Origin of the sequence: Anatilimnocola floriformis (assembly GCF_024256385.1) — a bacterium.
GTDB classification, from domain to species: domain Bacteria; phylum Planctomycetota; class Planctomycetia; order Pirellulales; family Pirellulaceae; genus Anatilimnocola; species Anatilimnocola floriformis.
Genome location: NZ_JAMLFW010000001.1, coordinates 1,928,261 through 1,950,812 on the forward strand (window position 1 = coordinate 1,928,261; position 22,552 = coordinate 1,950,812).

General features: G+C 56.2%; 23 protein-coding genes. 12 read left to right on the forward strand and 11 right to left on the reverse strand.

Annotation, left to right across the window (positions count from 1 at the left end):
• Positions 1 to 612: 612 nt before the first annotated feature.
• Positions 613 to 912 (reverse strand): hypothetical protein, encoded by a 300-nt coding sequence (locus M9Q49_RS07720; RefSeq protein WP_254508139.1) that lies wholly within the window; start codon positions 910 to 912, stop codon positions 613 to 615.
• 925 nt (positions 913 to 1,837) lie between these two features.
• On the opposite strand from M9Q49_RS07720, the gene M9Q49_RS07725 reads away from it, so the two are divergent.
• The 8 genes from M9Q49_RS07725 to M9Q49_RS07760 all read left to right on the forward strand — a co-directional run bounded on the left by M9Q49_RS07725 (position 1,838) and on the right by M9Q49_RS07760 (position 6,647).
• On the forward strand, positions 1,838 to 2,353 hold the full coding sequence (locus tag M9Q49_RS07725; protein ID WP_254508140.1) for a hypothetical protein: 516 nt from the start codon (positions 1,838 to 1,840) through the stop codon (positions 2,351 to 2,353).
• 47 nt (positions 2,354 to 2,400) lie between these two features.
• Positions 2,401 to 2,772 carry a DUF1257 domain-containing protein gene (locus M9Q49_RS07730; RefSeq protein ID WP_254508141.1) on the forward strand — a complete coding sequence of 124 codons (372 nt, stop codon included), beginning with the start codon at positions 2,401 to 2,403 and terminating at the stop codon, positions 2,770 to 2,772.
• Positions 2,769 to 2,966 (forward strand): DUF2997 domain-containing protein, encoded by a 198-nt coding sequence (locus M9Q49_RS07735; protein WP_254508142.1) that lies wholly within the window; start codon positions 2,769 to 2,771, stop codon positions 2,964 to 2,966. Before M9Q49_RS07730 ends, M9Q49_RS07735 begins: the two co-directional genes overlap by 4 nt.
• 299 nt (positions 2,967 to 3,265) lie before the next feature.
• Positions 3,266 to 4,138: a hypothetical protein gene (locus M9Q49_RS07740; RefSeq protein ID WP_254508143.1), complete on the forward strand. Its 873-nt coding sequence runs from the start codon at positions 3,266 to 3,268 to the stop codon at positions 4,136 to 4,138.
• Positions 4,139 to 4,150: 12 nt separating this feature from the next.
• Positions 4,151 to 4,396 carry a hypothetical protein gene (locus tag M9Q49_RS07745; RefSeq protein WP_254508144.1) on the forward strand — a complete coding sequence of 82 codons (246 nt, stop codon included), beginning with the start codon at positions 4,151 to 4,153 and terminating at the stop codon, positions 4,394 to 4,396.
• A gap of 102 nt (positions 4,397 to 4,498) precedes the next feature.
• Positions 4,499 to 4,687 (forward strand): hypothetical protein, encoded by a 189-nt coding sequence (locus M9Q49_RS07750; RefSeq protein ID WP_254508145.1) that lies wholly within the window; start codon positions 4,499 to 4,501, stop codon positions 4,685 to 4,687.
• A gap of 86 nt (positions 4,688 to 4,773) precedes the next feature.
• Entirely contained in the window at positions 4,774 to 6,210 is a 1,437-nt protein-coding gene (locus M9Q49_RS07755; protein ID WP_254508146.1) for a hypothetical protein, read from the forward strand.
• A gap of 218 nt (positions 6,211 to 6,428) precedes the next feature.
• Complete coding sequence (locus M9Q49_RS07760) at positions 6,429 to 6,647, forward strand: hypothetical protein (protein ID WP_254508147.1); 219 nt, start codon at positions 6,429 to 6,431, stop codon at positions 6,645 to 6,647.
• 69 nt (positions 6,648 to 6,716) lie between these two features.
• Here the strand turns inward: M9Q49_RS07760 and M9Q49_RS07765 are convergent, their stop codons facing one another.
• Positions 6,717 to 7,025 carry a helix-turn-helix domain-containing protein gene (locus M9Q49_RS07765; RefSeq protein ID WP_254508148.1) on the reverse strand — a complete coding sequence of 103 codons (309 nt, stop codon included), beginning with the start codon at positions 7,023 to 7,025 and terminating at the stop codon, positions 6,717 to 6,719.
• Between the two features lie 90 nt (positions 7,026 to 7,115).
• Complete coding sequence (locus M9Q49_RS07770) at positions 7,116 to 7,991, reverse strand: hypothetical protein (RefSeq protein ID WP_254508149.1); 876 nt, start codon at positions 7,989 to 7,991, stop codon at positions 7,116 to 7,118.
• Between the two features lie 21 nt (positions 7,992 to 8,012).
• Between M9Q49_RS07770 and M9Q49_RS07775 the strand changes: the two genes are divergently transcribed.
• The 3 genes from M9Q49_RS07775 (at position 8,013) to M9Q49_RS07785 (ending at position 12,739) form a co-directional block, all read left to right on the forward strand.
• Positions 8,013 to 8,582 (forward strand): hypothetical protein, encoded by a 570-nt coding sequence (locus tag M9Q49_RS07775; protein WP_254508150.1) that lies wholly within the window; start codon positions 8,013 to 8,015, stop codon positions 8,580 to 8,582.
• A 457-nt stretch (positions 8,583 to 9,039) separates the two neighbouring features.
• On the forward strand, positions 9,040 to 11,304 hold the full coding sequence (locus tag M9Q49_RS07780) for a recombinase family protein (RefSeq protein ID WP_254508151.1): 2,265 nt from the start codon (positions 9,040 to 9,042) through the stop codon (positions 11,302 to 11,304).
• A 637-nt stretch (positions 11,305 to 11,941) separates the two neighbouring features.
• On the forward strand, positions 11,942 to 12,739 hold the full coding sequence (locus M9Q49_RS07785; RefSeq protein ID WP_254508152.1) for an IS30 family transposase: 798 nt from the start codon (positions 11,942 to 11,944) through the stop codon (positions 12,737 to 12,739).
• A gap of 333 nt (positions 12,740 to 13,072) precedes the next feature.
• On the opposite strand, the gene M9Q49_RS07790 is transcribed toward M9Q49_RS07785, so the two are convergent.
• The 6 genes from M9Q49_RS07790 to M9Q49_RS07815 form a co-directional block, all read right to left on the reverse strand.
• Entirely contained in the window at positions 13,073 to 13,522 is a 450-nt protein-coding gene (locus M9Q49_RS07790) for a DUF6527 family protein (RefSeq protein WP_254508153.1), read from the reverse strand.
• Positions 13,509 to 14,690 carry a ThiF family adenylyltransferase gene (locus M9Q49_RS07795; RefSeq protein WP_254508154.1) on the reverse strand — a complete coding sequence of 394 codons (1,182 nt, stop codon included), beginning with the start codon at positions 14,688 to 14,690 and terminating at the stop codon, positions 13,509 to 13,511. Before M9Q49_RS07795 ends, M9Q49_RS07790 begins: the two co-directional genes overlap by 14 nt.
• On the reverse strand, positions 14,665 to 15,396 hold the full coding sequence (locus M9Q49_RS07800; protein WP_254511826.1) for a multiubiquitin domain-containing protein: 732 nt from the start codon (positions 15,394 to 15,396) through the stop codon (positions 14,665 to 14,667). Before M9Q49_RS07800 ends, M9Q49_RS07795 begins: the two co-directional genes overlap by 26 nt.
• Positions 15,397 to 15,508: 112 nt before the next feature.
• The gene (locus M9Q49_RS07805; protein ID WP_254508155.1) at positions 15,509 to 18,922 is read right to left on the reverse strand and encodes an ATP-dependent helicase; all 3,414 of its coding nucleotides are present in this window, start codon (positions 18,920 to 18,922) and stop codon (positions 15,509 to 15,511) included.
• Positions 18,903 to 19,502, reverse strand: coding sequence for a hypothetical protein (locus M9Q49_RS07810; RefSeq protein ID WP_254508156.1), 600 nt, complete (start codon positions 19,500 to 19,502; stop codon positions 18,903 to 18,905). Before M9Q49_RS07810 ends, M9Q49_RS07805 begins: the two co-directional genes overlap by 20 nt.
• Positions 19,499 to 20,389, reverse strand: coding sequence for a sigma factor-like helix-turn-helix DNA-binding protein (locus M9Q49_RS07815; protein WP_254508157.1), 891 nt, complete (start codon positions 20,387 to 20,389; stop codon positions 19,499 to 19,501). The genes M9Q49_RS07810 and M9Q49_RS07815 overlap by 4 nt, the downstream gene beginning before the upstream one ends.
• 974 nt (positions 20,390 to 21,363) lie before the next feature.
• Between M9Q49_RS07815 and M9Q49_RS07820 the strand changes: the two genes are divergently transcribed.
• Positions 21,364 to 21,663 (forward strand): helix-turn-helix domain-containing protein, encoded by a 300-nt coding sequence (locus M9Q49_RS07820; protein ID WP_254508158.1) that lies wholly within the window; start codon positions 21,364 to 21,366, stop codon positions 21,661 to 21,663.
• A 174-nt stretch (positions 21,664 to 21,837) separates the two neighbouring features.
• Here the strand turns inward: M9Q49_RS07820 and M9Q49_RS07825 are convergent, their stop codons facing one another.
• Together M9Q49_RS07825 and M9Q49_RS07830 are read right to left on the reverse strand one after the other, a co-directional pair.
• Positions 21,838 to 22,164, reverse strand: coding sequence for a hypothetical protein (locus M9Q49_RS07825; RefSeq protein ID WP_254508159.1), 327 nt, complete (start codon positions 22,162 to 22,164; stop codon positions 21,838 to 21,840).
• Positions 22,165 to 22,247: 83 nt separating this feature from the next.
• On the reverse strand, positions 22,248 to 22,427 hold the full coding sequence (locus M9Q49_RS07830) for a hypothetical protein (protein ID WP_254508160.1): 180 nt from the start codon (positions 22,425 to 22,427) through the stop codon (positions 22,248 to 22,250).
• Positions 22,428 to 22,552: the final 125 nt, after the last annotated feature.

Consider the following 22,552-nt stretch of genomic DNA (forward strand, 5'->3'; position numbering starts at 1 on the left):
ATTCGAGGAGAGTGGGCAATCATTGTGCTACTGAATAATGCTCCGAATCAAGTCGCTCAGGGATTGACACTGAGATTACGATTCGCTGGTGTTGGCGATAAAGATCTGGAATCTGATTGTCGAAAACGTCGGACTCGACTCGGAATTGGACCGTTAACGCGTGCACGAGTCGTTGCCCCCCTTGTTGGTAGCAATGGACCGCGCAGCGGCGATCGAGCCTGACGCGCAGCGTCATCAAGCGATTGTGGCCCTTATGGGCCAACTCCGTGATAAGTCCCAGCGAATTTGCTAGTGCCTCTTCCAGCTCTTGCATCGAAGACCAAAAAAGCTCGTCGAGTGCCCGTGCGAGCCGAAGTGGCGCGAGTAATTCTACAACGGCTGAAATCCGCCGAGGCTCACGCACCGAACCGCGCGGCCAGTCACACGCTTCCACGATATCGTTGGGGGTTTGAAAGTCGAGACGTTTGCGGGGCGGTGGTTCAGGAGGTTACGCGCTGATTTCGTCAAAACGCGTTCCTTTCGGGCAGAACTCGCGGACCAGGCCGTCGTTGTTTTCGTTCGTGCCGCGTTGCCAGGGGCTGATGAAAGCGAAGTCTTGGAAGGACTGCCAATCTAATCCCCCTGGTGCCACACCGCGACTGGCGTCTCGTCGCCAGCCGCGCTACAGATGCGATGCCTCAACAGATTGTCAGGTCCATCGACATTCGTGGTGTCGTCCCAGATTTCGACGTAGTCTTCCCACAGCTTCGCATGGCGTTGATTGTCGGCGCACGGTTCCCAGATGCAGAGCGTGTCAGATTCTTGGATCAACGCGGACCGCCAGCCAGGGAAGTTGCGGTCGAGAAACTGCTTGAACTTTTCGATCTGTTGGCCGCTGGCAGGCGAAAACACAGCCGGGTTCAGCTTAATCATTCTGAGTGTTGACGCTGGGGGCCCAAGGAAATGCTCATTGCGACGGGCTGGGCAGGGTGGTGCGACAGATTCTGTCACATGCGATGGCCGCCTGGAAGCGGGAGCGTCTCGATGCTTGACGAAACTGCTTCGGCCACAAAAGAAAATGCCACGCAGCAACGCACCTGCCCCGTGGCGTTATTGAATGGCCCAGCGCAGGGCCACTGCGCCGGGGCCCGAGTAAGTTTTCTGGCCGAAAGCCAGCCTCTCTGCCCATTGACTGATTCTGTCACCGGAAAAATGCCACGCAAGCGGCGGATGAACCTTATCTCACCCCGGTGGCTGGTAGGGGTGTGGTGTACCGAGTTTGATCGACAACGAACGTCCACACCTAACTCGAAATGCCGTCATTTTTCAGGTCATTGCTAAATAAATGCGAAAAATGCGTCATATATAATTGTGGAATGACTTAACATTCGCACTCTGTCGCACTTTCTCGTGCAGCGACATGATGCTCGTAAACGCATGCCATCCTCACTCCTCCCAACTGGTCAAAGACATCTTCCCGCAATGGCCGCGGTTTAGCGTTACAGGTGCAGCTTCACCAAGTCGTGAATTCATGCATTGCTGTCTGCGCTGTCGTAATGCCGTAGCGTTTTGCAGCCAAGTTTTTTGCGAGTAGGAGGCAGTACGAATGCGCGCCGTTATTGCCCGCCGTGCATCTGTACTGCCACTTCAAACGGTTCTTCAATGTGCGACTCTATCTCGAAAGGAAAAGCCATGTCGTGTGTCCAAGCGCTCGGAGCGTCTTCGCTCCTGTCGCTGCTACTTACCCTCGCATTAGTTCGCGAGATTCGCCTGCGGCGGGCGATGCAAACCTTACTCGTCCGCATCTTCAAGTGGAGATCAATGCATGAAGTCTCACTACGTTCCATTGGCCGCGGCCATGCTGACAGCCATGCTGCTGTTGATGTGCGGCTGCAGTCCTCCGGATCAACGACTGACGGAACTCGCCCAGTCGAGTCTTGAGCAACAAAGTCGACAGAGCGAAGCCGTTGCCGAGAACAGTCGGCAAATTGCAGAGTCAACGCGCGAGTTGGTCCAGGCAGAAGCCGAAGCGCGTGAGCAATTCATCCAGTCTCGGCGGGAATTGCAATCCGAGATCGCCGAGAGTTACCAGCGGATCGACGAAGCTCGTGCGCAATTGGAGGCCGAGCGACGATCGATCGCTACTCAACGGCATCGGGATCCCATCATTGCGGAAGCGATTGGCGGGGTCGCGCTGCTCATCAGCGCCCTGCTGCCTTTCCTCATCATTGGGCTGCTCTTGTATTCGCTCAACCGAAGTGGCCCGGATGAAGCCGCGGTCAACAGTTTCCTGATCTCAGATGTTTCTACGACTCGGGTTTCTCCAGACGTCCCGCATCTCAGTGGATCGAATAGCGGTCTGGCTAACCACTGACCGGTAACGACCCGGTTCCACAATTCTCAAGTTAATGGAGGTAGACCTTGTCCCATATCGTACAGATTCAAACGCAGGTGCGTGATGCTGCGGCCGTCATGGCTGCCTGCCGCCGGCTCGGTTTAGCACCGCCAATCCATCAGGTTGCCAAGCTCTTCACCAACACCGCAGAGGGCCTCACCGTACAACTCCCCGCATGGCAGTATCCAGTTGTTTGCGATCTCACCAATGGCCAGCTGAAGTTTGACAACTTTAATGGCAGATGGGGAAAACAGCAGGAGCTGGATCGGTTCCTACAGGCATACGCGTGTGAACTAGCGAAAATCGAGGCCCGCAAGAAGGGTCACACGGTCAGCGAGCAAACGCTCGCCGATGGTTCGATCAAACTCACCATCCAGGTGACTGGCGGTGCCGCATGACGAAAATCATCGAAGTCGTGGTATCGCCCAAGGGCGAAACGAAAATTGAAACCAAGGGATTTGTCGGCGGCGAATGTCGCCAGGCAAGTCGTTATATCGAGCAGGCCTTGGGGGCTCAAGTGAGCGAAAGGATTACGACTGAGTTCCACCAACACCAGGCTCGTGACCAGACGATTAAGGAGGGCCAGATATGAGTCAGGTCCGCCGGCGTGTTTTGCGCCCTGTACCCGAGCCGCCCTCCACTGGTCGCCAATTTCATCGCCGCGAGCGCCAACAGGAACAGCTTCAAGTCGATCGAGTGGCGCTACGGCGCTGGATGACCAGGCTTAAGCGAGCCTTCAACACGGTGAATCGGCTGCACACTCGGATCGCCCGCTTGGAGCGTCAGCTCGCTCGCTAGCGGCAAGTCCAAACAAGTTTCAGTTTCTACGGCCGATGCGCATCCCTAACGGAGTGCGCATCGGCCGTTTTTTTGTTTTCCAGGAGAATGCCTATGTCGCCTACCGAGCGATTGTCAGAATTGGTTCGAGCCTGTTTCACCGGGCTGTGGATTGAATCACACGAACATGAAGATGCGTTAGCAGAAGTCGCCATGCTCTGCCGTAGTGAAGGATGGCGGCTGGCTACATGGGATATTGAAGAAGGGCTCCGACTGCAGGGTCAAGACTCCAGCGCGGATACCGGCACCAATGATCCCCTGGCCGCCATTCGCGCCCTGTCCGCATTTGCGACATCAGATCAGCCGGCGCTGCTGGTGCTGGTGAACTTTCATCGGTTCCTGCAAAGTGGCGAGGTCGTACAGGCGCTCGCCAAGCAGATCGCCCACGGCAAACAGAACCGCACGTTTGTCGTCATCTTATCGCCGATTGTCCAAGTGCCGGCTGAACTGGATAAGCAGTTCGTGGTCATCGAGCATGATCTGCCCGGACGCGAGCAGCTGGCGGAGATTGCCCGCGGCATTGCCACCGAGCGCGACGAGTTGCCCGCCCCGACGGAGTTCGACCGCGTGATTGATGCGGCGAAGGGGCTGACGAGATACGAAGCTGAGGGAGCTTTCAGTCTATCGCTGGTGCGGCACGGCAAGTTACGCGCGGACGTGCTTTGGGAACAAAAATCCCAGATGCTTAAGAAGAGTGGCCTGATCTCTCTGCACCGCGGCAACGAGACCTTCGCCGAAATCGGCGGACTGGATGCACTCAAGGCCTTCTGCTTGCGGGCGATGCGCCGGCAAGGTGAGCCGCAGCAGCTGCGCGAAAACCAAGTGCTCCGTCAGCAAGTGGCTGCACAGCTATCGGGAGTGCAAGCGGTATTAGATGGCCTGCTTGTCGATCGCCCGCGTCGCAACATTTTGCGCCGTAGCAAGTGAGGCGCGACCACCATGGAACTGTTGATTGAACCGAACGGGCACGCCCGGTGTGTGTACGGCGAGGCGATCGATTTAACGCAACTGGGAACCTTAACCGTTCGCCGTGGTTCGCATGTGGAACCGGACAATCACGGGCAGTGGACCTGCGACCTTTCGCCCGTTTCCGGGCCTACTCTCGGCCCCTTTCCGAGTCGTAGCCAAGCACTGGCCGCCGAAGTGACCTGGCTGTCTGAACATTGGCTGATGCCACCCAGTTAGGTCTCTCTAGTTTTCATCTCATTGCAAATTCGTCGGCCTGCGGTGCGCGCATGCGCAGCGCGGGCCTTTCCCATTTCGTTTGTTTTTTCCAGGAGATTTTCGATGACCCAAACTGAACTGAATGAAGCCGTGGCCGACGCCACGGGAGAATCGTTGCGCACCATCCGCCGCCGCGGCTTCAGTGTCTTCACACCATTTCAGCCGTTCAGCCCTGATCACGACGATGACGTCTTACCGAGTGTCGTTGATTGGGATGCACTGGAACGCGACCAGCGCCGGAGCGCCGCCTAAGACGCCTCTGCGACGAAGCTCTAGGCGGCAGCCAGCGAGGCTGCCGCCGTCTTTCCGTCACGACCACCTCTTTCGGAGACATCCCATTGATTCAAATTACTCGCTCACTGGCCAGGCACATCCGTGCGGTCATCAAGAAGGCACTGCCGCGCCAAGTTGCGCAGCCCGTGCTGAAATTTCGCGCTGGCGACACTGGCCTGTTCGTTGAAGTCCAGGGAAGCAATCAAGCGTTGCAATTCTACGATCCTCGGCCGCAGGATCCCGAAATCCTATTTGTTCCCCTGAATGTTCTCGAAGATGTTCAGGGACCCAAAGAGGAACCGGTGTTATTGAACAGTCGACGAGCCGGCGTGATCGGCGCCTGCTGGCAGGACAAGGGAGTGTTTCAAGAGCTGGAATACGATTCCCTGGAACCGGCCGCTGATGCCCCACCGTTTCCGGTCCTACCCGCGCAGTTCGCGGAGAATTCGGCTGACCTGCTCGTCGCGCTGCGGGAGGCTTACGAAACGACCGACCTCGAAAGCAAGCGGTATGCGCTCGGGAGTATCCAGATTCGGGGTAAAGATGGCGTCATCGCAGCCACCGACGGCCGACAGCTGCTCAAGCAATCCGGCTTCACGTTCGGGTTCAGTGAAGAGCTATTGCTGGCGCACACGAAGCTCTTTGACTGCAAGGATCTGCCTCAGGATCAGCCAATCCGAATTGGCAAGACCGAGGACAAGGTTGCATTTCAGGTCGGACCCTGGACTTGCTGGGTGGGAGTGGCCACCGAAGGCCGGTTCCCCGATGTTGATCGTTCGATACCGGGAACGCAGTACAGCAAGGCGACACTGAAGCTGGCGCCTACGGATGCCAAGTATTTCGTGGACAACCTGCACCGGCTGCCCACTGGCGAGACGCACCGCGAGCTGACGCTGGATCTAAATGGCAAGGTGATCTTGCGCGCATCCTCACTGAGTACCCCGCGGCCGGCGGAGATGTTCTTGCGAAACTCCAGCAAACAGGGAGACGACATCCAGATCTGCACGGATCGCAGATTTCTGGCCCGAGCCGCCAGCATGGGGTTCCCCGAGATTCATTTCCCGAATACCACGGCACCGGCAGTAGCCACCGATGCGAACCGCACTTACGTTTGGATGCTACTTGATCCCAAGGAGGCACTGAAACCCAGCGAGGACTGCCTCCGCCTCGAGTCGCCATTCAGTACTCACACAGCGCCACGCCCGCGCCCCGCGACGTCGCTCCGCAAGTCCACGGACTCGGTGCCCGCAGAAGGTAGCTCGGCGGCTCATCCGGCGGAGCACTCGCCGCGAGTAACCCGAATGACAGCTCGTGCGATCCCTGAGTCGGCACCCAAGCCCATGCCGACTGCCGTGGACCAGGCGGTTGCCGTTCGTAATCAGCTGCGAACGTCCCTCGGCTCCCTAAACGAACTGATTCGCACGATGAAGTCCGAGCGGCGAAGCCGAAAGTCCTTGAAGCGGGCGATGGAGTCCATCAGACAGATGCCCAATGTGGCGTAATCGCGATCCCGATCGCACGGCCACCTCCAGTGACCTTGCCGATTCCGCCCCTCCCGGGCACTTTTCCACATTCCTCAGCGAAGGAGATCCGATGCATCAGAATCGAAGGAGAACACAGCGTGTTCCGCAGTTACAGTGGCTAGAGGACTGCCTTGACTGGATCTTGCGAACACTGGCGCAGATCCTCTGGTCGCTCGTACCAGGACGGCGGTGAACGCATGCCGTTTCATGGTGCCCGTCATTTTGGCCAGGTGGCAATCGTGATTGCCGTCGCCACACTGCTTTCCATCCCTGCCGTCGGCATTTGGGGAGTGATCGGCGCGGCTGTTGCCTTGTATTACCTGTTATCGTTCTATAACGCGTTGGAAAAGCGCGACCTGATCGACGCAGATCTAAGTCGATCGAGGCGAAAACGCGGCCGAAGAAGTGTTGCGTGAACCATTACTGCCTGTCGTCGCTAGGCTCTGGATTTGCAATTCAGCGGCCAGGCGACGGCAGGCAGCGGGTTAGGTTCGATCCGGACGCCCTAACGGCACGGTGATGCCTGGAAAGTTAGTTTGCGGCAATGGCGGGCGCCGAGTCACGAGCCGTTTTGGCTTCACCCGCATCAGTTCCAGCAATCGCTCGACTTCGCTCGCCGAGATGCGAATCCGCCCGTGGCCCATGGGGCCGGCCTGCAGGTAATCTATGGTGACCCGTTCGCCCCGGATCTGCAGTAACCCATAATCCGATTGGCTGAGCCAGTCGTAGAGCGTCGTGACCGTGATCCCCAGCTGTCGAGCAGCTGCTGACGGAGAAAGGTATTCTTCGGCCATCGAGAGTCCCTGCCTGTGAACAAGTGTCACAAGACAGGGGAAAACCGGTCGGCAGAATTTTGAAAATGACCACCTTTCTTGGCGATGAACTTAGCGCTCCCGCTCCTCGCGAATGATTTTGCCGGCTTGTCTGATCGTGAGACAAACGGGCGGCAAGGCACCGTGCTGCCGACAGAATCGATGAATCACGAGAGTCTCGTCGGCGGCGAATTCGTGATCGTAGTTAATCCTGCATCGACCATTCTGGCAGCGCATTCCACTCCTGACTGCCAATATTTCGAGCCAGTCTTCGAACTCCGCAGTGGCTGAGCCTTGATCCTGACGGGCGGCGGCCGGCGATCCTGACGCTGCCTTGGCTCGGTCCTTTGATCGGCAATCCGCCAGCCGGCGGGCGCCGACCATCTGTACGTAATAGTCCAGCATTCTCCACAAAATGGGACGCAGCTTCCGATTGGCCGGTTCGCTCCAGATTCGCGTCAGGATCGGACGCAGGAAATGACTTCGCTCCCAAATGAGGGGAAGCGTTAAACCGCCCAGGTACGGCTGCGGGAAATACAGTTGCTCGAAGTCAACACGATCCAATTGGTGGAACTGCGGCGAGATGGTTGCCCACACGGCAGCTGCAAATTGATGCTGACAATTTGCGGCGAACCAAAGCCCCTGCCCGGTAAGTTTCAGTAGTGCCCATTCCACGTGCTCGCGCTCAAGTCTTCCTCCCTGGTGGCCATGCAAGTTCGCTAGTGCCTTGACCAAGTTGCTGCGACTACCTTGAAACCAGTTGCGAAACTTGCTGTCGGAATCACCCAGGTGAGCATTCCAGAGCGCTCGTAATCTGGCTGTGACAAACCATTCTGTCTGTCGCGGATGGGGCGGAATCTCCGGGCTCATGTCTAGTAAGGCCATCCGCACGAGTTGCTTCACTTTTGCCGCACTAAGACGCAAGGGATTGACTTCAGCGGCTGCCATCAAGCCGTACGCAGTCCGCAGTTGTCCCCGAAAATCATCGGTTTCTTCGCTCTGAACGGGTACGTGCGGCGCGGATTCGAGAAGTTTGTCTCCTTCTTCGAGCAATTGGTCGATGGACCACTTCCGCCCCCGGCCGTCGGCCTTCAGCCCCAAATTGGCTGGCAAGATGTTTTTGTCGTTCTGGCGATCAATGCGCCCGCTGGGCCGGATCTTGAGTTCGGTGATCGACGAGAACTGCCGCTTCAGATGCGCCTTTGTCTGGGGCATCCTCTGATTCAGCTTGAGCATCAATTCGAAATCTTCGCGATCGTCAGCCGAAATGGCTGGCGTGCTAGTCAGAATCTCGAAACCAAAGCGTCTCGAATAGACCGAGTAGTCGCTCATTCCGCTTGCGGGCCACAGCCGCTGCTGAATATTGGCAATCGAAACCAGTTGGAACGGCACGACAAACGCTGCCAATTCAGGGAAGAGCTGCAAGTCAGCTCGCCAGCCACATTCCTGGGAACAGCCCGACAAGCGCTCGCCAAATGGCACGGGCTTTTGCGCATTGCCTATTTCCATGCTTCCGTACCGGCCGGAAATGACTTGTGATTCATCCGGGCCGGCCGAAGCCCTGTTTTGACGATTTCGTCTGCTCATTCTGCTCTGCCCCTATCGCCGGTATCGACCGCCCCGTCCTTCCGCCTGCAGGCGATTCGCTCGCGTCAAACAAAGCGATTCCCAAACGCGCGAGTTTACCTTCCAAGTTTAGCCGATCGAGCCAGCGGCTGGCCCGATCGGCATCCTGGACCAACCTCATCCACCCTCTTTTTCGCGAGAAATCTCATGACTGATGACCATACGCTGGCGACGCAGGCCGGTGAATCACGCTTGGAACAGCTTCTACGCGCAACCGGTTTTCCCCTGGGTATAGAGCCGACCGAGTCCGACTTGCTGCGAGCTGCTGAGCAGCTGCGCCGGCGGAAACGGAAGGACCTGTTGCGTTTTCTCGGGCGACTAATCGCCCGAAGCATCCGGCTAGGCTCACAACCAGGGAAGGAGCTTTGCAGTGTTAACGACCAAATTTGAATTGCACTTGCCGTATCGCGTGGTGATCTACCTGCGGATGTCTTCGGACAGACAGAATCCGCGTTCTCCTGATCAACAGAAGGATGTGATCGAGGAGTTGATTCGGCGGATGGCATTGCCCTGGCAGACCGTGGCGGTCTACCGGGACGATGGGATCTCGGGCCGGCTGACGCGAAAGCGCCCCGGCTACTCACGGATGATGAAAGACGTCAAGAGCAAACGCATCCAGGCGGATCTGATCCTGGTCGATACGTTCGAGCGTTTAACTCGCTCTGACGAGGGCGCTGCGATCCGGCGCTCGATCCAGCGAATGGGCCTCTTGGTTTTGACGGCGGACTCGGGGTTTGCCGATCCCACAACCACAGCCGGTCGGGCCCTGTCGGCGTTTGAGTCGATTCGCGCGAGCGAAGATGGCCGCATCAAGGCCCACAATGTCTTGCGCGGCAAGCGGGATGCGGTGCGGCAAAAACAGTGGCCAGGTGGCGCGGCTCCGATCGGTTTTCGATTGCGATCCGTCTACAAGCAAGTCAATGGCCTGGACGAGATCGACCACCGTGTCCCCGAACCTGACCCGAATACCCGCTGGATCGTCGAAGAAATCTTCCGGCTGGCGGATGAGTTGGGGTATGGAACCGGCCGGATCGCGAAGGCCTTGAATAATGACCCGCGCATTCCCGATGACCTGAAGCCATTTCACCCAGCCACGATCGGTGAGACGCTGGATAACGAAATGCATATCGGCGAGTACATCTGGGGACGCAACTGCACAGGCCTCGTCGACGAAGTGCGCAAGATCAACCCTTTACCGAAGGAGGAATGGGTCCACATCGTTGACTTCTGCGAGCCGATTATCGACCGGGACCGCTGGGACCGAGTTCAAGCGCTCCGTCAAGCGCGCCGGGAAAAATGCCCCAAGCGCGACGATTCAAAGCAGCAAATCGTCGGCCTGACTGCTCCTGGCTTGGCCCTCAAGTACCCACTCACGGGCCTGGTCCACTGTGCGCATTGCAAACGTCGCATGACCGCGCAGTCGAGTGCTCCCTACCAAACGGTTTCTGGTGAGGAGCGACGCTACGTGAACTATGGCTGCTCTGGTATCGCGGGAGGGCTTTGTCACAATCGCCAGAGGGTACCGGAAGATTGGCTGCGAGAGACAGTGATCGAGCTCATGTGGAAGCGCCTTGAGCTGGATGATTGCAGTCCCGACCAGCCGGCGATGGTTGAGTTGATTGAAATCGTTCGCCGGGAGCTGGAATCCTACGATGCGCAGCAGCCAGATCCTTCCGCTGCCCTGTTAGCTGAAAAGCAGGGGTTGGAGGATGCGCAGCGCGGCTGGGTCCAATCCCTGGGAAATCCGTCTCTCTCGCCTATTGTTCGTCAGAGCATCGAGTCCGAACTCGAACGAGCGATTGCCCGCTGCCGGCAAATTGATGCTGATCTGGGGTCGCGAGTGGCCAGCCAACAGCAGCGGCAACAAGCCCTGGATCCGCAGGAAATCTCTCAGCACCTCCAGCAACTGGCAGAAATGCTGAAAGGCAGTAATGCCTCGGCAATGAATCTGATGCTATCTCACCATATCGATTCGATCTGGTGCGATGACGCGGGCCATGTAACCGTTCGCACCTGCAAACTGGGGGCACTGGCGGGGGACTTGGACTTGTTCATTCGTGACTCGACGAGTTCACCTGTCGATACCGACGCCACTCCGGCCCGTTTTCTCGCGAATCCGCGCCGCCGTGCTCGCCTGGACATCAAGGGAGCAATCGATGATGACGACGTGGCCGCGGAGGCGAACGAATTCGCGGTCGACACCGAACGCTTCGCAGGCTTAGGTCCCGAATGGTTCACGGAAGACCATTTTGAGGTACCAGTGACCCAGTCCTGGGCCGAGGCGAATGCGCTGGCGGTTGCAGAATTCCGCTTGAGAAGCCATGCCTCCATGGAGGTCACGGCCAAGTACTTCGGGAAAACGCCGCCCACCATCCGCGCCGCCTTGCGGTATGCCAAGGAGAAGTTCGGCATTGACGCTTTCGGAAAGGCGATTAGTCGTCTCAACTTGCCCAACTGGCCGCGCAGCAACGCTCAAGCTGTGAGGGAGTTCATGAGCCAGCCGAATGTCACCATGAAGATGGCAGTGGCGCATTTTGAGAGAACCGAACCGACGATCCGGAAGGCGCTGGAGTTTGCAAAATCGTTGCAGAAGCCGGACGATGGTGAAGCTAATGAGCGATCGGATGCTGCTTAGCGGAATTAGAAGGCCAGGCGGGGGCGAAAGCCTCCGCCTGGCCTTGTTTTTTCTTAGATATCAGAACGAACTGCGAGACCGAACTGAAGATCTCAAGCTGAAGCTTAGCGCGGTGGAATCGCTCGATTAGAACGCGGATGGCGAACTGCGGGCTCGATGGCCCAACTCTTGCCCCTACTTGAGAAATCCCCTCGAAGTTATTGCGAAGGGATTCTTGTCCAATCAATTCGGGGTGACGGGATTTGAACCCGAGCTAACCCGCTAGGCCAGTAGTGCGTTGCGAGAATGTTGCCTGCTGCAAATGCGCTGCATCATGGCGGCACAGATCGACTTCCTTTGTCGCAATCTGAAGCCAATCTTCAGTTGCTAGTTGATTCATGGTACAAGCTTCCAACCAAGCAATGTCGCAACGTCGTGCAGGGATGCCTTCGCGAAGTGGGGCGCGTTCAAAATAGAAACGCTCAGTAGCATTGCGTGATAGCAGTCGATTTGAAGGACCATCGTTGAGGGGTTTGAATACCGGAATCTCACCTCTGGTTTTCAAACGGAGCCTCAACGATGGCAACTCAACTTAGTGCGAGTGAACGGGAGTTTTTAGCGAGAAGCTGGGCGACCGATTTCGTGGCTCGCGAAGACGATGGGGCGGGCCGAGAGCACGATCCGACGCGAGCTCAAACGCAACCGCACCGGCCCGTATTATTTTGCCCATGCAGCGCAGCAGAAAGCCGCGTGTCGGCGTGTGGCAGCTCGCCAGAAGAGCCGCAAAATGCAACGGCCCGAAGTGCGTGACTTTGTCATCGAGCATCTCAAATTGCACTGGTCGCCCGAGCAGATCGCTGGAGATTTGAAGCGTCGATTTCCGCAAGATCGACGCTTTCACCTCACGGCGCAAACGATCTACACCTGGGCCCGAAGCGCTGATCACAACCGCGTCTGGAAGAAGTTGATGCGACGGGCCATGTCCCGCAAACGTCGCCGCAAATCCACCGGCAAAGAACGTTGTCGCATCACAGATCGCCCCGCCATCATCGAGCAGCGTGCCCGTTACGGCGACTGGGAAGGCGACACGATCGCTGGCCCCAAGCATCAAGGCGGCGCGCTCATCAGCCTGGTCGAACGACGCTGCGGTTGGCTCGAATTGATCTATGTCGAGAATCTCAAAGCAACGACGGTCACGCGGGCCATTTTTCGCCGTCTGCTGAAGTATCCGCCGCATTTTCGACAGAGCATCACGTTCGACAATGGCAGCGAATTCGCGGACCATGCGTGGCTCAAAGAATACCTGCTCACCGACATTTATTTCGCCGCCCGCACAGCCCGTGGCAACGCGGCACCAACGAAAACACCAACGGCTTGGTTCAAGAATTCTTTCCCAAAGGAACGCGGTTTGACGAACTCACCGCGTACCAGCTCGAGAAAACCCAGGACTTATTGAACCAACGCCCCCGCATACGTCTCGGCTTTCAAACCCCCACGATATCCGCTAAATCGAATGCTGCCGAGCAATTCAAACTTGACGGCGCCTGGCTCGACAGTGATGACGAATTTGAAATGTAATGTTTACGACATTTACAGAACTAAAGTAACACGATTCTAATGAGATCGAAGCAAACAGTCCGCGATATCACTTCGCGAACTACTCTTGCCTTGGCCAATTCCGAACACGTAGCAATAGCGGGTCAGGCGGATTTTGCGAAACGCGTCCAGGCCGCTGCCGACAATTGATCAGCGGCGTGAACGTCGCATGCGAATCACGATTGAATCCACATCATCCTCGCCATAACCAACCCTTGATTCGCGACAGCCACCCTTGCTCCTGATTCAGCGGCAGGGGAGCGGCAACGGACGAATCCGGCGCTTCCGTGTTTTGCCCTTGTTCGTAGTGCTTCTGCTTTGCTCGCTTGTCGCGTTGTTGCTCCGCCACGATCTGTTCGTTCGACCATGAAGGCGCTTCGCGCACCCGGCCGCGGTCGATCACGTAATGTGACCGACATGGCAGAGTCCAGTTTCCTATCGACGGCCACAAGGACACAGTTTCGCCGTCGTACGTTAACTTCCAGTCGGTTGGAGTAAATGGTGTGACAACTTCTGACCCGCACCCGCAGCAGCACAGGTGCGATGCCGTTCCATACTCCATCGATACGTAGAGAACACCCGGCTCCATCGTTTCGGGGATGTTTTCGATGAATCGGTGCTCAAGGAGTTTATGACGCATCATGTAGATCACCGTTCAAAAGCATGTTGCCGTCAGTGGTGTAGGTGCAATGGTGCTCCTGCTCCAGGTCGCGGTAGAAGCTGCGAAGCTTTTTCCATTTAATAACGGCAAGCACCGCGTTCAGCGCGTTGAGGTCAGCGACCTGGATGTTGGACGCGTAGATGTTGTCAGCCGCACCGTCATCAAACGAAACACGGTCCTTCACATGCTCGCGCTTTTCGGGCGTGCTTGCAGTCACCCGAAGGATGCCGCCCAGTGAGCCCTCCTCAAGTTCAAGCCCCATTCCGACATCAACGAAGGACGCGCCAATGGACTCCAGCTTCTGAACGATCTGACTCTTCGCTTCACCTGCATCCATGCAGAGGAATGCAAACGTCACACCATCGAGTAAGTTCAGATTGCTTCCATCAATCCGCGCCTCGTTTGCGACAATATTCCTGTGCATCTTGGAGTAGATTCCCTTCAGGTAATGCACCTTTGATTGGACCTCCCGAAGCTCTTCGATCGATGGCGCACCGGGGGCTCGAAACGCGTTGTGCTGAAGAAATTCGTCTTTGTCGAAAAGTCGAATCTCACGCACGGGCGTCTTGGCGACGAAGTCGAGAACATACGACCCCGTGCCGCCCAATCCGATGATGACTATCGTGTCGCCGGCGAGGCGTTCGGTAAGAGCGCCTATGCCGGCGCGGTCGGATGCGGTCTCTGCGTAGTTGAACACGCTATCGTCCTCATCGTCAGGAGCACGAAAAGTGCGAACGGTCGTACCTGGCTTGAGGTTCGCCGCCGGACCGGCAAGCAGATCCGCGTAGTGAGTCATCTTTTGATAGTAGTCGGGGTAGCCTCCTTCTGGCTTCGTCGAAAAGTGGAACTTCGCCGTGAGCCCGTGCCCGAGGTCGTGGTGTCCGCCGCCATTGCCGATACCAGTGAGCGGCACGCCGTTGATGTCGCAGGGAAACTCACCGTCGAACCACACTTGGTGTGAGTCCGGTTTCTGTGTGACGTCTCCCGCCAGCGTGAGGCCGGAGAACAACGTTCCGGTTTTGATTTCGCGGCTTGCCGTTACGTAAGGCACCTCGCACAAGATCAGGAGCCCGCCCCTGATCTGCACGAAGTAGCCCTCTTCCCGGAGCCGTTTGAGGTCGTTACTAAGACTGAATGGTCCGGGTGACATTGAAAACTGTTCCTTTCCTTTTAACTTCAACCACACCGCCAGCACCGAGTTCGCCGGAGTGAGGCGTGGAAGCGGCGTGGCGATACGTCATTGAGAAAGCGGCATTGGGGTCTTGGGCACCCGGAAATGCAAACTCAACGACCTGCTCAAACGAAACTTGCGACGCATTCACGATCTTCGGCCGTGAGTTGACGATGATCTCATACGTCAGCACGGGCCGCAGAGCCGTGAAAAAACGCTCGATGCCCGGTTCAGTAAGGTCAATGAGATCGGTCGGTTCGATCAACCGGTCCTCGCCGCCCCGCACTTCGAGAAATACAACCTGATCGTCACCGGCACCAGACAGTTTGTGCAACGCACGGCCGCTGATAACTACTTTGCCCCACTGCAGTTCTTTGTCGTTCAGGGTGAACTTGAACTCGCGGTCGGTGCGAAACGCAATAAAACGCTCTGCTCCTGCTCCGCGAAGATCGAAAGGTTCATCGAGGCGTAAATCTTCGAAATCACCGCCCGCAAGGATTGCGAACAGGCTGTACCCATCGCCGACGTTAAAGCCAGCGGCGACCAGGATTTGGCGACCGAGGGGGACTGGATCCGTCAGCATTGCCGATCGGAAGTTCAGCGTCTCGTCACCGACTTCGATGCGGTACGAGCGAGCGGCGCGAACCGCGCGTCCTTCCCGAACCGCAGTTCCAACATCTTCCACATCGATCAATTCGTTCTTTTCTGCGTCATTCATTTGACTTCTCCTTTGTTCTTTTCGACGGCATCTGCGTCGTACAAAGGAGTAATCGCTGCCACCGGCACAGACCGGTAACTCAACGAACGAATTTTTTTTGAAGAGGCCCGATGGGCAGGCTTCCGCAAACGAAAAACGCGGGGCAACGCGGACAAGTCATCTGCTCGTCGAGCGGAAACTTTCCAGAACGTACGGCGTCCAGCATCTCAGCGATCTTGGCTTTCCGATTCGAAAGCACTGTTCGTGACATATTCACTGTCGTAATTTCGCCGTCAGCTAAGTGAACGAGCTCTACGGTGCAGCCTGCCGAGTGATCTGTGGCCGCAATGTGAAATGCCGCCGCAGTGAGGTCGTTTCCTTCTTTGGACCGCTTGTGCCCGGTCCTCACCCGACGAAAAACTGTTCCACCGGCCTCGTCGGTGAGCAAAAAATCCGGCGTAACAATAATCTCACCCCCTGACACCGGAATACGAAGCACGGGCGGCGCCGCACGCTTCATTCCGGCTGTAGCAGCCACGAAATACTGCAACAGGTCCCACGCAATGGCTTTATACTCTTCGCCGTAGCCGTCCGGTCCCGGCCCCTTAGTCTCCCAGGCTTGATCAAGCAGTAACTGAGTTGCTGCTGTGGAAATCGGTTCCGTTCCGTTCGCAGCGATAGAGTCAAGAACATGCTGAACTGCAACGTGCAATCTCATGAACGCAGATTCAGTTCGGCGTCCGCCGATTCCTAGAATGTGCGTGTAAAAAAATCTTCGCGGGCATCTCTCGTAAAGAGATAGCTGATAGTCTGAAAACTCGAATTTCCCGTCAAACCGAAGATCGACTTGCAGCTCTCCGGCAGTTGGAGGCATTTTTCCTTTCGGTGTTAATCGGCCGATCGAAATCGTCGAACCGAGACGGTCAATGAACGGCGACCGCGGCCGTGACCGACCATTTGCGGTTTGCGTCGGTGAATAAAGACGCAAGTGATCACGTGCTCGCGAGATAGCGACAAAAAAGAGGCACTCTTGCTCTTCAACATGCGCCGATGCAACGGCCTCTTCCGCCGAACCCGAAGCACCTTGAATTAGACCGATCGGCGGAAGAATTCCACGCGAGAAGGCGGCGCTTGCGGGACGAGGAAGGCTTGCCGCCGTAAGTCCTGGAATATGAACAACCGGAAACTGAAGTCCCTTGCTGCCGTGAATCGTCATCAAACGCACCGCATCGAGGCTCTGCGCCGCTGCTGGGAGTTGTCGCAGGTCACGATCGTCAGAATTTAGAAGAAGACTGCGAATTCGATCGAGTACTTTGACGATTGGCAGTCCTCTGCCAGGCACCTGGGCCCTCAAGAAATTCATGAACTGCCAAATTGCGATACCTCGTGCTCGCGAACGTACATCGGTTTTTTCTGCGATCGTCGCAACCATTCTCGTACGATCCAGCAAGATCGTGGCCAGGACTGTCCACGGCGTTGCCGAGGGTTTGAATCCCTCAAATAGTTGCGACAGGCGATGAATCGCATCGATGCCTTGACCAGATAACTTCGGAATCTTCGCGAAGTCCTTAGTCCACTGGAGTGCTTCATCGCCATGCTCGGCAAGATAGCCCAGAATGCACGCAACGTCGCTTAGGCTCATCGCGTAATCATTCATGGTGGCGATTCGCACCAATCCCATCGCTCGCCGATCAACGAGTAGGGAAAGCAGTGACAACAAGTCCTTAACTTCGTCGCGTTCAAAGAGGCTGCCAAGGTAAAGAATCGGAATACCGAGTTGCTCCAGGCCTTCTGCGAAACGTGAAAGTCTATCGTTTCCAGCGCACAGAACGGCCTGACCACGGTAGCCGTGCGCCAAGCCACGCATCTCCTCGATGGATTCTGCAACGGCCAGAATCTCGTCGTCATCGGATGAAACGGCCGTGTATTTCGGCTTTTTACCTGAAACCCCGCGCTCAGCATCCAATTTTGTGTCTGAACCAGCTGCAACTTCCATTGCTGAGGCAAACCGAACGAACGTATCGCGAACCTCTGCAACGCTTCGGTAATTCACGCTCAATCGGCTTCGTTTGCCTCCGGGAAAGTCCTCCTTCCCGAAACGCCGTACATTAAAAGACGAAGCTCCGCGAAACCGGTAAATCGATTGTTTTACGTCTCCAACTACCCAGAGATTCGCTCCCTCCTTCGTAAGTGAGTTCAGCAATCGCACACTGCTTCGATTCACGTCCTGGAACTCATCAACAAGTACATGCTCATAGATGTTTTGCAGATGCTGTTTGACCTGTGGAAACGAATCGCAGAGACGAACAGGCAATGCGACCAAATCGCCGAAGTCGATGGCTCCGCGCGACTTTTTTAACGCCTCATAGGCCGCATACACCCTTGCGACCTCAAGGCATTTCTCTGCTGCGAGAATCTCTGCCTCGCTGACCGCGACCGACCTCATTTTTGCAGATAAGTTGTGGTATTCAGCAGCGTCAACTACTTCGTCTTTCGCCCTCGAAATCGCGTTCAGTATGCGTCCCAGCGGCTCCGAAGGATCGTTAAGACTCTTGAAGTACTTAAGTCCAAGCCGCGGATACTCGTTTTCGAGTAGCTCAATTGCATCGGTCCGATCAAGCAGTTTTGGCTCGGCTGGCAGCTCCAATAGTTCATGAAAACGGTGAACCAAGTCGAGCCCGAAGCCGTGAAACGTCCCAATCCACATGGACGTTACCGCATCGGGAGCAAGAGCGGATATTCTTTCTGATAACTCACCAGCCGCACGATTTGAAAAGGTCAGGACAAGTATCTTGGAGGAAACGACGCCTTCGCCGAGTAAAGCGCAAACACGACCGACAAGCGTTTGCGTCTTGCCCGTGCCTGGCCCCGCTTCCAGCAAAAATGGCAGACCACGATGCTTCACCGCGCGTCTCTGAGACTCATCCAGCGGCCGAACCGGGGCACTTTTACTTGGAGTAAGGTCAACGGTTGGCAGAAGCAATGCATCGAACAACTGCTGCGCCACGATAGAGTGCGGTGCTTTGCAACGTGTGGCGATTTGCACCGCAGTTTCGCCCGCAAGATGCAATTTGCGAAGCCATCCTCGCGGAAGTAGAAATTCGCGAGCGAAAAGATCCATCTGAATCTCTCGCCGCTCACGATGACTATAGTCGATCACTCTCTCTACACCGACCGGAGCAGCCTCAGAGGCTCGAAATGGATCGGCACTTTGAGTCTGCCAACTCTCAGTGCCTCCTCCTAGTGCGACGTGTCCAATTTCATGGGCGACGAGAAAAGCCTCGATGAACTCATCCGCAACTTCCTCGTGCAGAATCAGAAGTGCATCAGGATCGTACAGGGCACGACCCCCGTGGAGACGAACATCACCACGGGGAACTTTTTCAACCTCAATTCCACGTCGTACGGCCTCCGAACACGCAAAGGAGTAGGGGGAACGAGGGTCACCTCCCATCGCAACCGCATTCTCATGGAGGCGTTCTGCGGTTTGTCGACTAACTTCGGTCGAGTCCATCCATGCCCCAGTCTTTCAATAGGAGCTTCCGATCGTCGTCGCTCATCTTGGTGTCTTCGATGAGTTTTCGAAGGCTAACCCGTTCCTGAACTGCAGGTTTTCGATCTGCCTTGAATTCTGCGGTCGATAAGACTCTGGGCGGACCCTGAAGATAAGTCCGAATAATTGCGACCGTTGAGCTTAATGCTTCAGCTAATCGAGCGAGCACGACCTCCGGTATCGAGGCGGGATCGGCCAATCTATCCCGTAGTGCCGACACGATTGATCGTGGCGCTCGCATTTTTGCTGCAAGTACCACAAAATCTTTGCCCCTAAATCGCACGAATGGATCGGTTGGCTTTTGGTCAGCTGGATTGCAAGACAGCAATTTCTCCCAAGCAGCGGCAGCGCCATTATCCTCGAACGCAGGCTCATTGAGGGAAGGAAACACCTCTGCCATTTCTATCTCGTGCAAAATGTCGAGGAATTCCTCAGCAAGTTGCGGATACGCCAGCAGATATCGATCCAACGTCGCACGATCATGCGAAGGTTCTACTGAAAACGCGAAAAGAATGTCGTCCTTAGATTCAGATTTGCTCACCTTCCAGTCTCCTCTTCGAGGGATTTAAGGACGATCTGTACTGCTTCATCCCGCCTCTTTCGCAGCGTTTTATCCGTGCAGCCCAACACTTTTGCGGCCTCGATCTGTGTATACCCCTTTAAGAGCAGCTGGATAACCCGGCGATAATCAGGGGGTAAGGTGTTAATCGCAGCAAGTAGCCGTAACCGGTAATTCTCGTCTTCGTTTTCCCGCATCCGGTGCAGAGCTTCGTCAATCGCCTTTGGCACTTCATCGGCAAGCTCAAGCGATTCTTGGCTATTTGCACGCGGAAGCACCCGGCGCTGTCCATCCACTCGCAGCTTTGACAGGGCTGAATTGAACTGTGCCTCGAAGAAATCAAGTCGTTCGCAGTACTCGACTCTATCCGCACAGAGAAGCTTCATCAATTCATCAAGAACGTAATCCTGCAACTCCAGGTCAAACCCAGCAATTCCTGCGGCGGCAGTGGGGGCGGCCCCTCGCCGTTGGCCGACTCTAACTGCCTTGGACACGCGCCTACGAAGTTCCTGAAAGAGCTTTTCGAAAGGACCATAATCAGCCTCTGCATCCATTCGGCGAAGGAAATGAAGGATGCACTCTGTTGGCACGTGTTCCGAGGCGTCTCGATCCGTAATCTCGAGACGCCGCGCAACCTCCGCAATAGGCACTTCGTAAAGCGCAGTCAACTTTGTCTCGACACGATCCGGTCGGCCGTAGGGAGTGCCGTCTTTCTTCTGTTTTCGAAGAGGTGCAACCAATTCAGTCTCCTTTACTGCCGTGTCCGGGATTCTTGTGTTCGGGAGGAACAAGACCTTTGAATACTGGCTTTGGCTTAACGAGCCCGGTTTCACGGGATATCTCTGTACGATAAACACCGAAATGAGCATCGATGTGGGTCTCGCAGTACTCGCTTCCCCAACTCCCCCCGCGAGCGGGTGCGAATGCGACGGTCATCCAAATCTCGCCAAAGTATCGACCGTCCCGGTGTAGCGAGGGAGGGTACGGAAAGTCGTCCCACTCCAGGAAATAACCCGGCCGCAGGGAATCATCAAATACAAGCGTTGAGGTATGGGGCGTACATTCGAGGCAATAAGGAACCGGTGCAGGCAGTCCGAAAACCAACAACACCGATGCGATGATGGGCTCGCTGATTCTCAGCGGCCATTCACGCCGCGGCCATTCACTTTCGGCAAAATCAAACTATACATAGAATTGAGCGAAATGGCCAAAGGCGTCTTGAGTTCTCTGGGGTGATGCTTGCTCCATCTCAGCTTCGATGATTTCGAGGCCTATACCGACGCACTCGGTGACGTCGATGCTCGTCTGATGCTGTTGCGTCAGGAGCAGCCAAGGTGGGAACTCGATTCTCTGATGGCTGGGCGATTGCATATCCAGCATGGGCAAACCGGCAGCCCGCTCATCGCCGAGGCAGCCGCTGATTCAGGGGGGCATTTGTTCTGGGTGCCCGTCGCCGGACGGCACAACATCAATGGGAAGGCAAACGACGGCCGAACGGTCTTGGTCGTTCCTGGCGGCGCTGACTTCACAATTGCGGTGCATGGCACCCACGAATGGCTGGCAGTGTTTATTCCCCACGATGCAGCCACAGCATCCGACGAAGCGACCTGCTCATCCTGTTCGCGTATTGAGCGACCCAGCGATAAGCAGGTAGCACGATTCCGGAATCTGCTCGCTGCAATCGTCAAGTCGGCCAAATGCGAGCCCAGCATCCTGACGGCACATGCCTCAACTGCATCGATCCAGGCCGAACTGCTCTCGGTTTGTTCATCGTTCGCCGAGCAGAAGCGTCGCGCTGCCAAAACCGGTCGGACCACTGATCTCGCGGACAGAGGTCGTTCAATTGGCAAAAGCTCTGATGGATCGTTGCGACGACGAGACTTGGTACGTTGGCGATCTGGCGGAGGCCGTCGACATTTCTCCCCGAACGTTGCAGACCGTGTTCGTCGACTATTACGGCATTTCGCCGCTCTGCTATTTCACGCTCCGAAAACTACGCCAGGTGCGTGCGGCGTTGCGGAATGCAGACGCAGATGTGACAACCATCACCGGTGTCGCTGCACGCTTCGGATTCTGGCAATTCGGGCGATTTGCAGGACAGTACCGCAGCCTATTCGGGGAGCTTCCAGGTTTCTGGCGATAGTCAGACTTCCGAATGACTCCGGTACGCGCTGACTGTGAGCGTGTTGACGGGATTTGAACTCCTCAACACCGAGTTGTGAAGCAACTTACCTGTAAATCGGTCATTCCCCGGCACAATCTCGAACAGTCGATTGAACTGAAACGGAGAGGCCTTGGATAGCTTCGTGATGGCAAATTACCCTAGAAGCTGAGCGAGCGTGTTAATAGCCGATCGCGCGGCATCAATTCCACCAAGCTGGTCCACCAGCTTCTTCGCTTGAATCAGGTTTTCCAGCCCACCAGTAGCTGCGGCAGGCTTGCGGCCGGGTTTCGGGCCACGCTTGCCAACCTTCCCGCCCTTCTTCTTGGCATTCGAAAGCACGGTGCTGACGAACTGCGGCGAAACGTCCAGTCCCGTTTTGCCCAGGGCCTCGGCAATCTCTTTTGGAGATGCGTCAGGGTTTGCAGCCTTGTAATCGCGAATTGATGACGACTTGTTAGGTCCGCTCTTCTTTTTGGCCATGTGTAATTCTCGCAATTTGCGTGAAAGCTATGACAGTAATTGTCACTGTCGCAATCGTCAACGCCCCGAACGCCGGCTGGGTTTCACTGCCATTTGAGTTCGGAACCGCCAAGCAGATCACCATCGAACAGCGATTCCATCACAATCGACATCGCCTTAAAACAGCCCGGCAGCCCTCCGCAGTAGGTCGGTTCAAGAGCGAAGGTCATGCCCTGCAAGTTGCGTTGCAGGATGCAGGACATCAGGTCAGATTCGGGGTTCATTAATTGCCGAATCTTCTTAGCCGCAAACCAACACAACGACGCATAGTACGATGATCCGGCGCATAATTCCCTCCATGTAAACCTAGCACACGGAATTCCCAGCGATGAACTGGGGACAGCCCTCA

Coding starts and splice junctions, on each gene's coding strand:
- M9Q49_RS07720 (WP_254508139.1), bottom strand. CDS start 912: ATGATTAAGCTGAACCCGGCTGTGTTTTCGCCTGCCAGCGGCCAACAG.
- M9Q49_RS07725 (WP_254508140.1), top strand. CDS start 1,838: ATGCTGACAGCCATGCTGCTGTTGATGTGCGGCTGCAGTCCTCCGGAT.
- M9Q49_RS07735 (WP_254508142.1), top strand. CDS start 2,769: ATGACGAAAATCATCGAAGTCGTGGTATCGCCCAAGGGCGAAACGAAA.
- M9Q49_RS07740 (WP_254508143.1), top strand. CDS start 3,266: ATGTCGCCTACCGAGCGATTGTCAGAATTGGTTCGAGCCTGTTTCACC.
- M9Q49_RS07745 (WP_254508144.1), top strand. CDS start 4,151: ATGGAACTGTTGATTGAACCGAACGGGCACGCCCGGTGTGTGTACGGC.
- M9Q49_RS07750 (WP_254508145.1), top strand. CDS start 4,499: ATGACCCAAACTGAACTGAATGAAGCCGTGGCCGACGCCACGGGAGAA.
- M9Q49_RS07760 (WP_254508147.1), top strand. CDS start 6,429: ATGCCGTTTCATGGTGCCCGTCATTTTGGCCAGGTGGCAATCGTGATT.
- M9Q49_RS07765 (WP_254508148.1), bottom strand. CDS start 7,025: ATGGCCGAAGAATACCTTTCTCCGTCAGCAGCTGCTCGACAGCTGGGG.
- M9Q49_RS07770 (WP_254508149.1), bottom strand. CDS start 7,991: ATGGCAGCCGCTGAAGTCAATCCCTTGCGTCTTAGTGCGGCAAAAGTG.
- M9Q49_RS07785 (WP_254508152.1), top strand. CDS start 11,942: ATGGGGCGGGCCGAGAGCACGATCCGACGCGAGCTCAAACGCAACCGC.
- M9Q49_RS07790 (WP_254508153.1), bottom strand. CDS start 13,522: ATGATGCGTCATAAACTCCTTGAGCACCGATTCATCGAAAACATCCCC.
- M9Q49_RS07795 (WP_254508154.1), bottom strand. CDS start 14,690: ATGTCACCCGGACCATTCAGTCTTAGTAACGACCTCAAACGGCTCCGG.
- M9Q49_RS07805 (WP_254508155.1), bottom strand. CDS start 18,922: ATGGACTCGACCGAAGTTAGTCGACAAACCGCAGAACGCCTCCATGAG.
- M9Q49_RS07815 (WP_254508157.1), bottom strand. CDS start 20,389: ATGCTCATTTCGGTGTTTATCGTACAGAGATATCCCGTGAAACCGGGC.
- M9Q49_RS07825 (WP_254508159.1), bottom strand. CDS start 22,164: ATGGCCAAAAAGAAGAGCGGACCTAACAAGTCGTCATCAATTCGCGAT.
- M9Q49_RS07830 (WP_254508160.1), bottom strand. CDS start 22,427: ATGAACCCCGAATCTGACCTGATGTCCTGCATCCTGCAACGCAACTTG.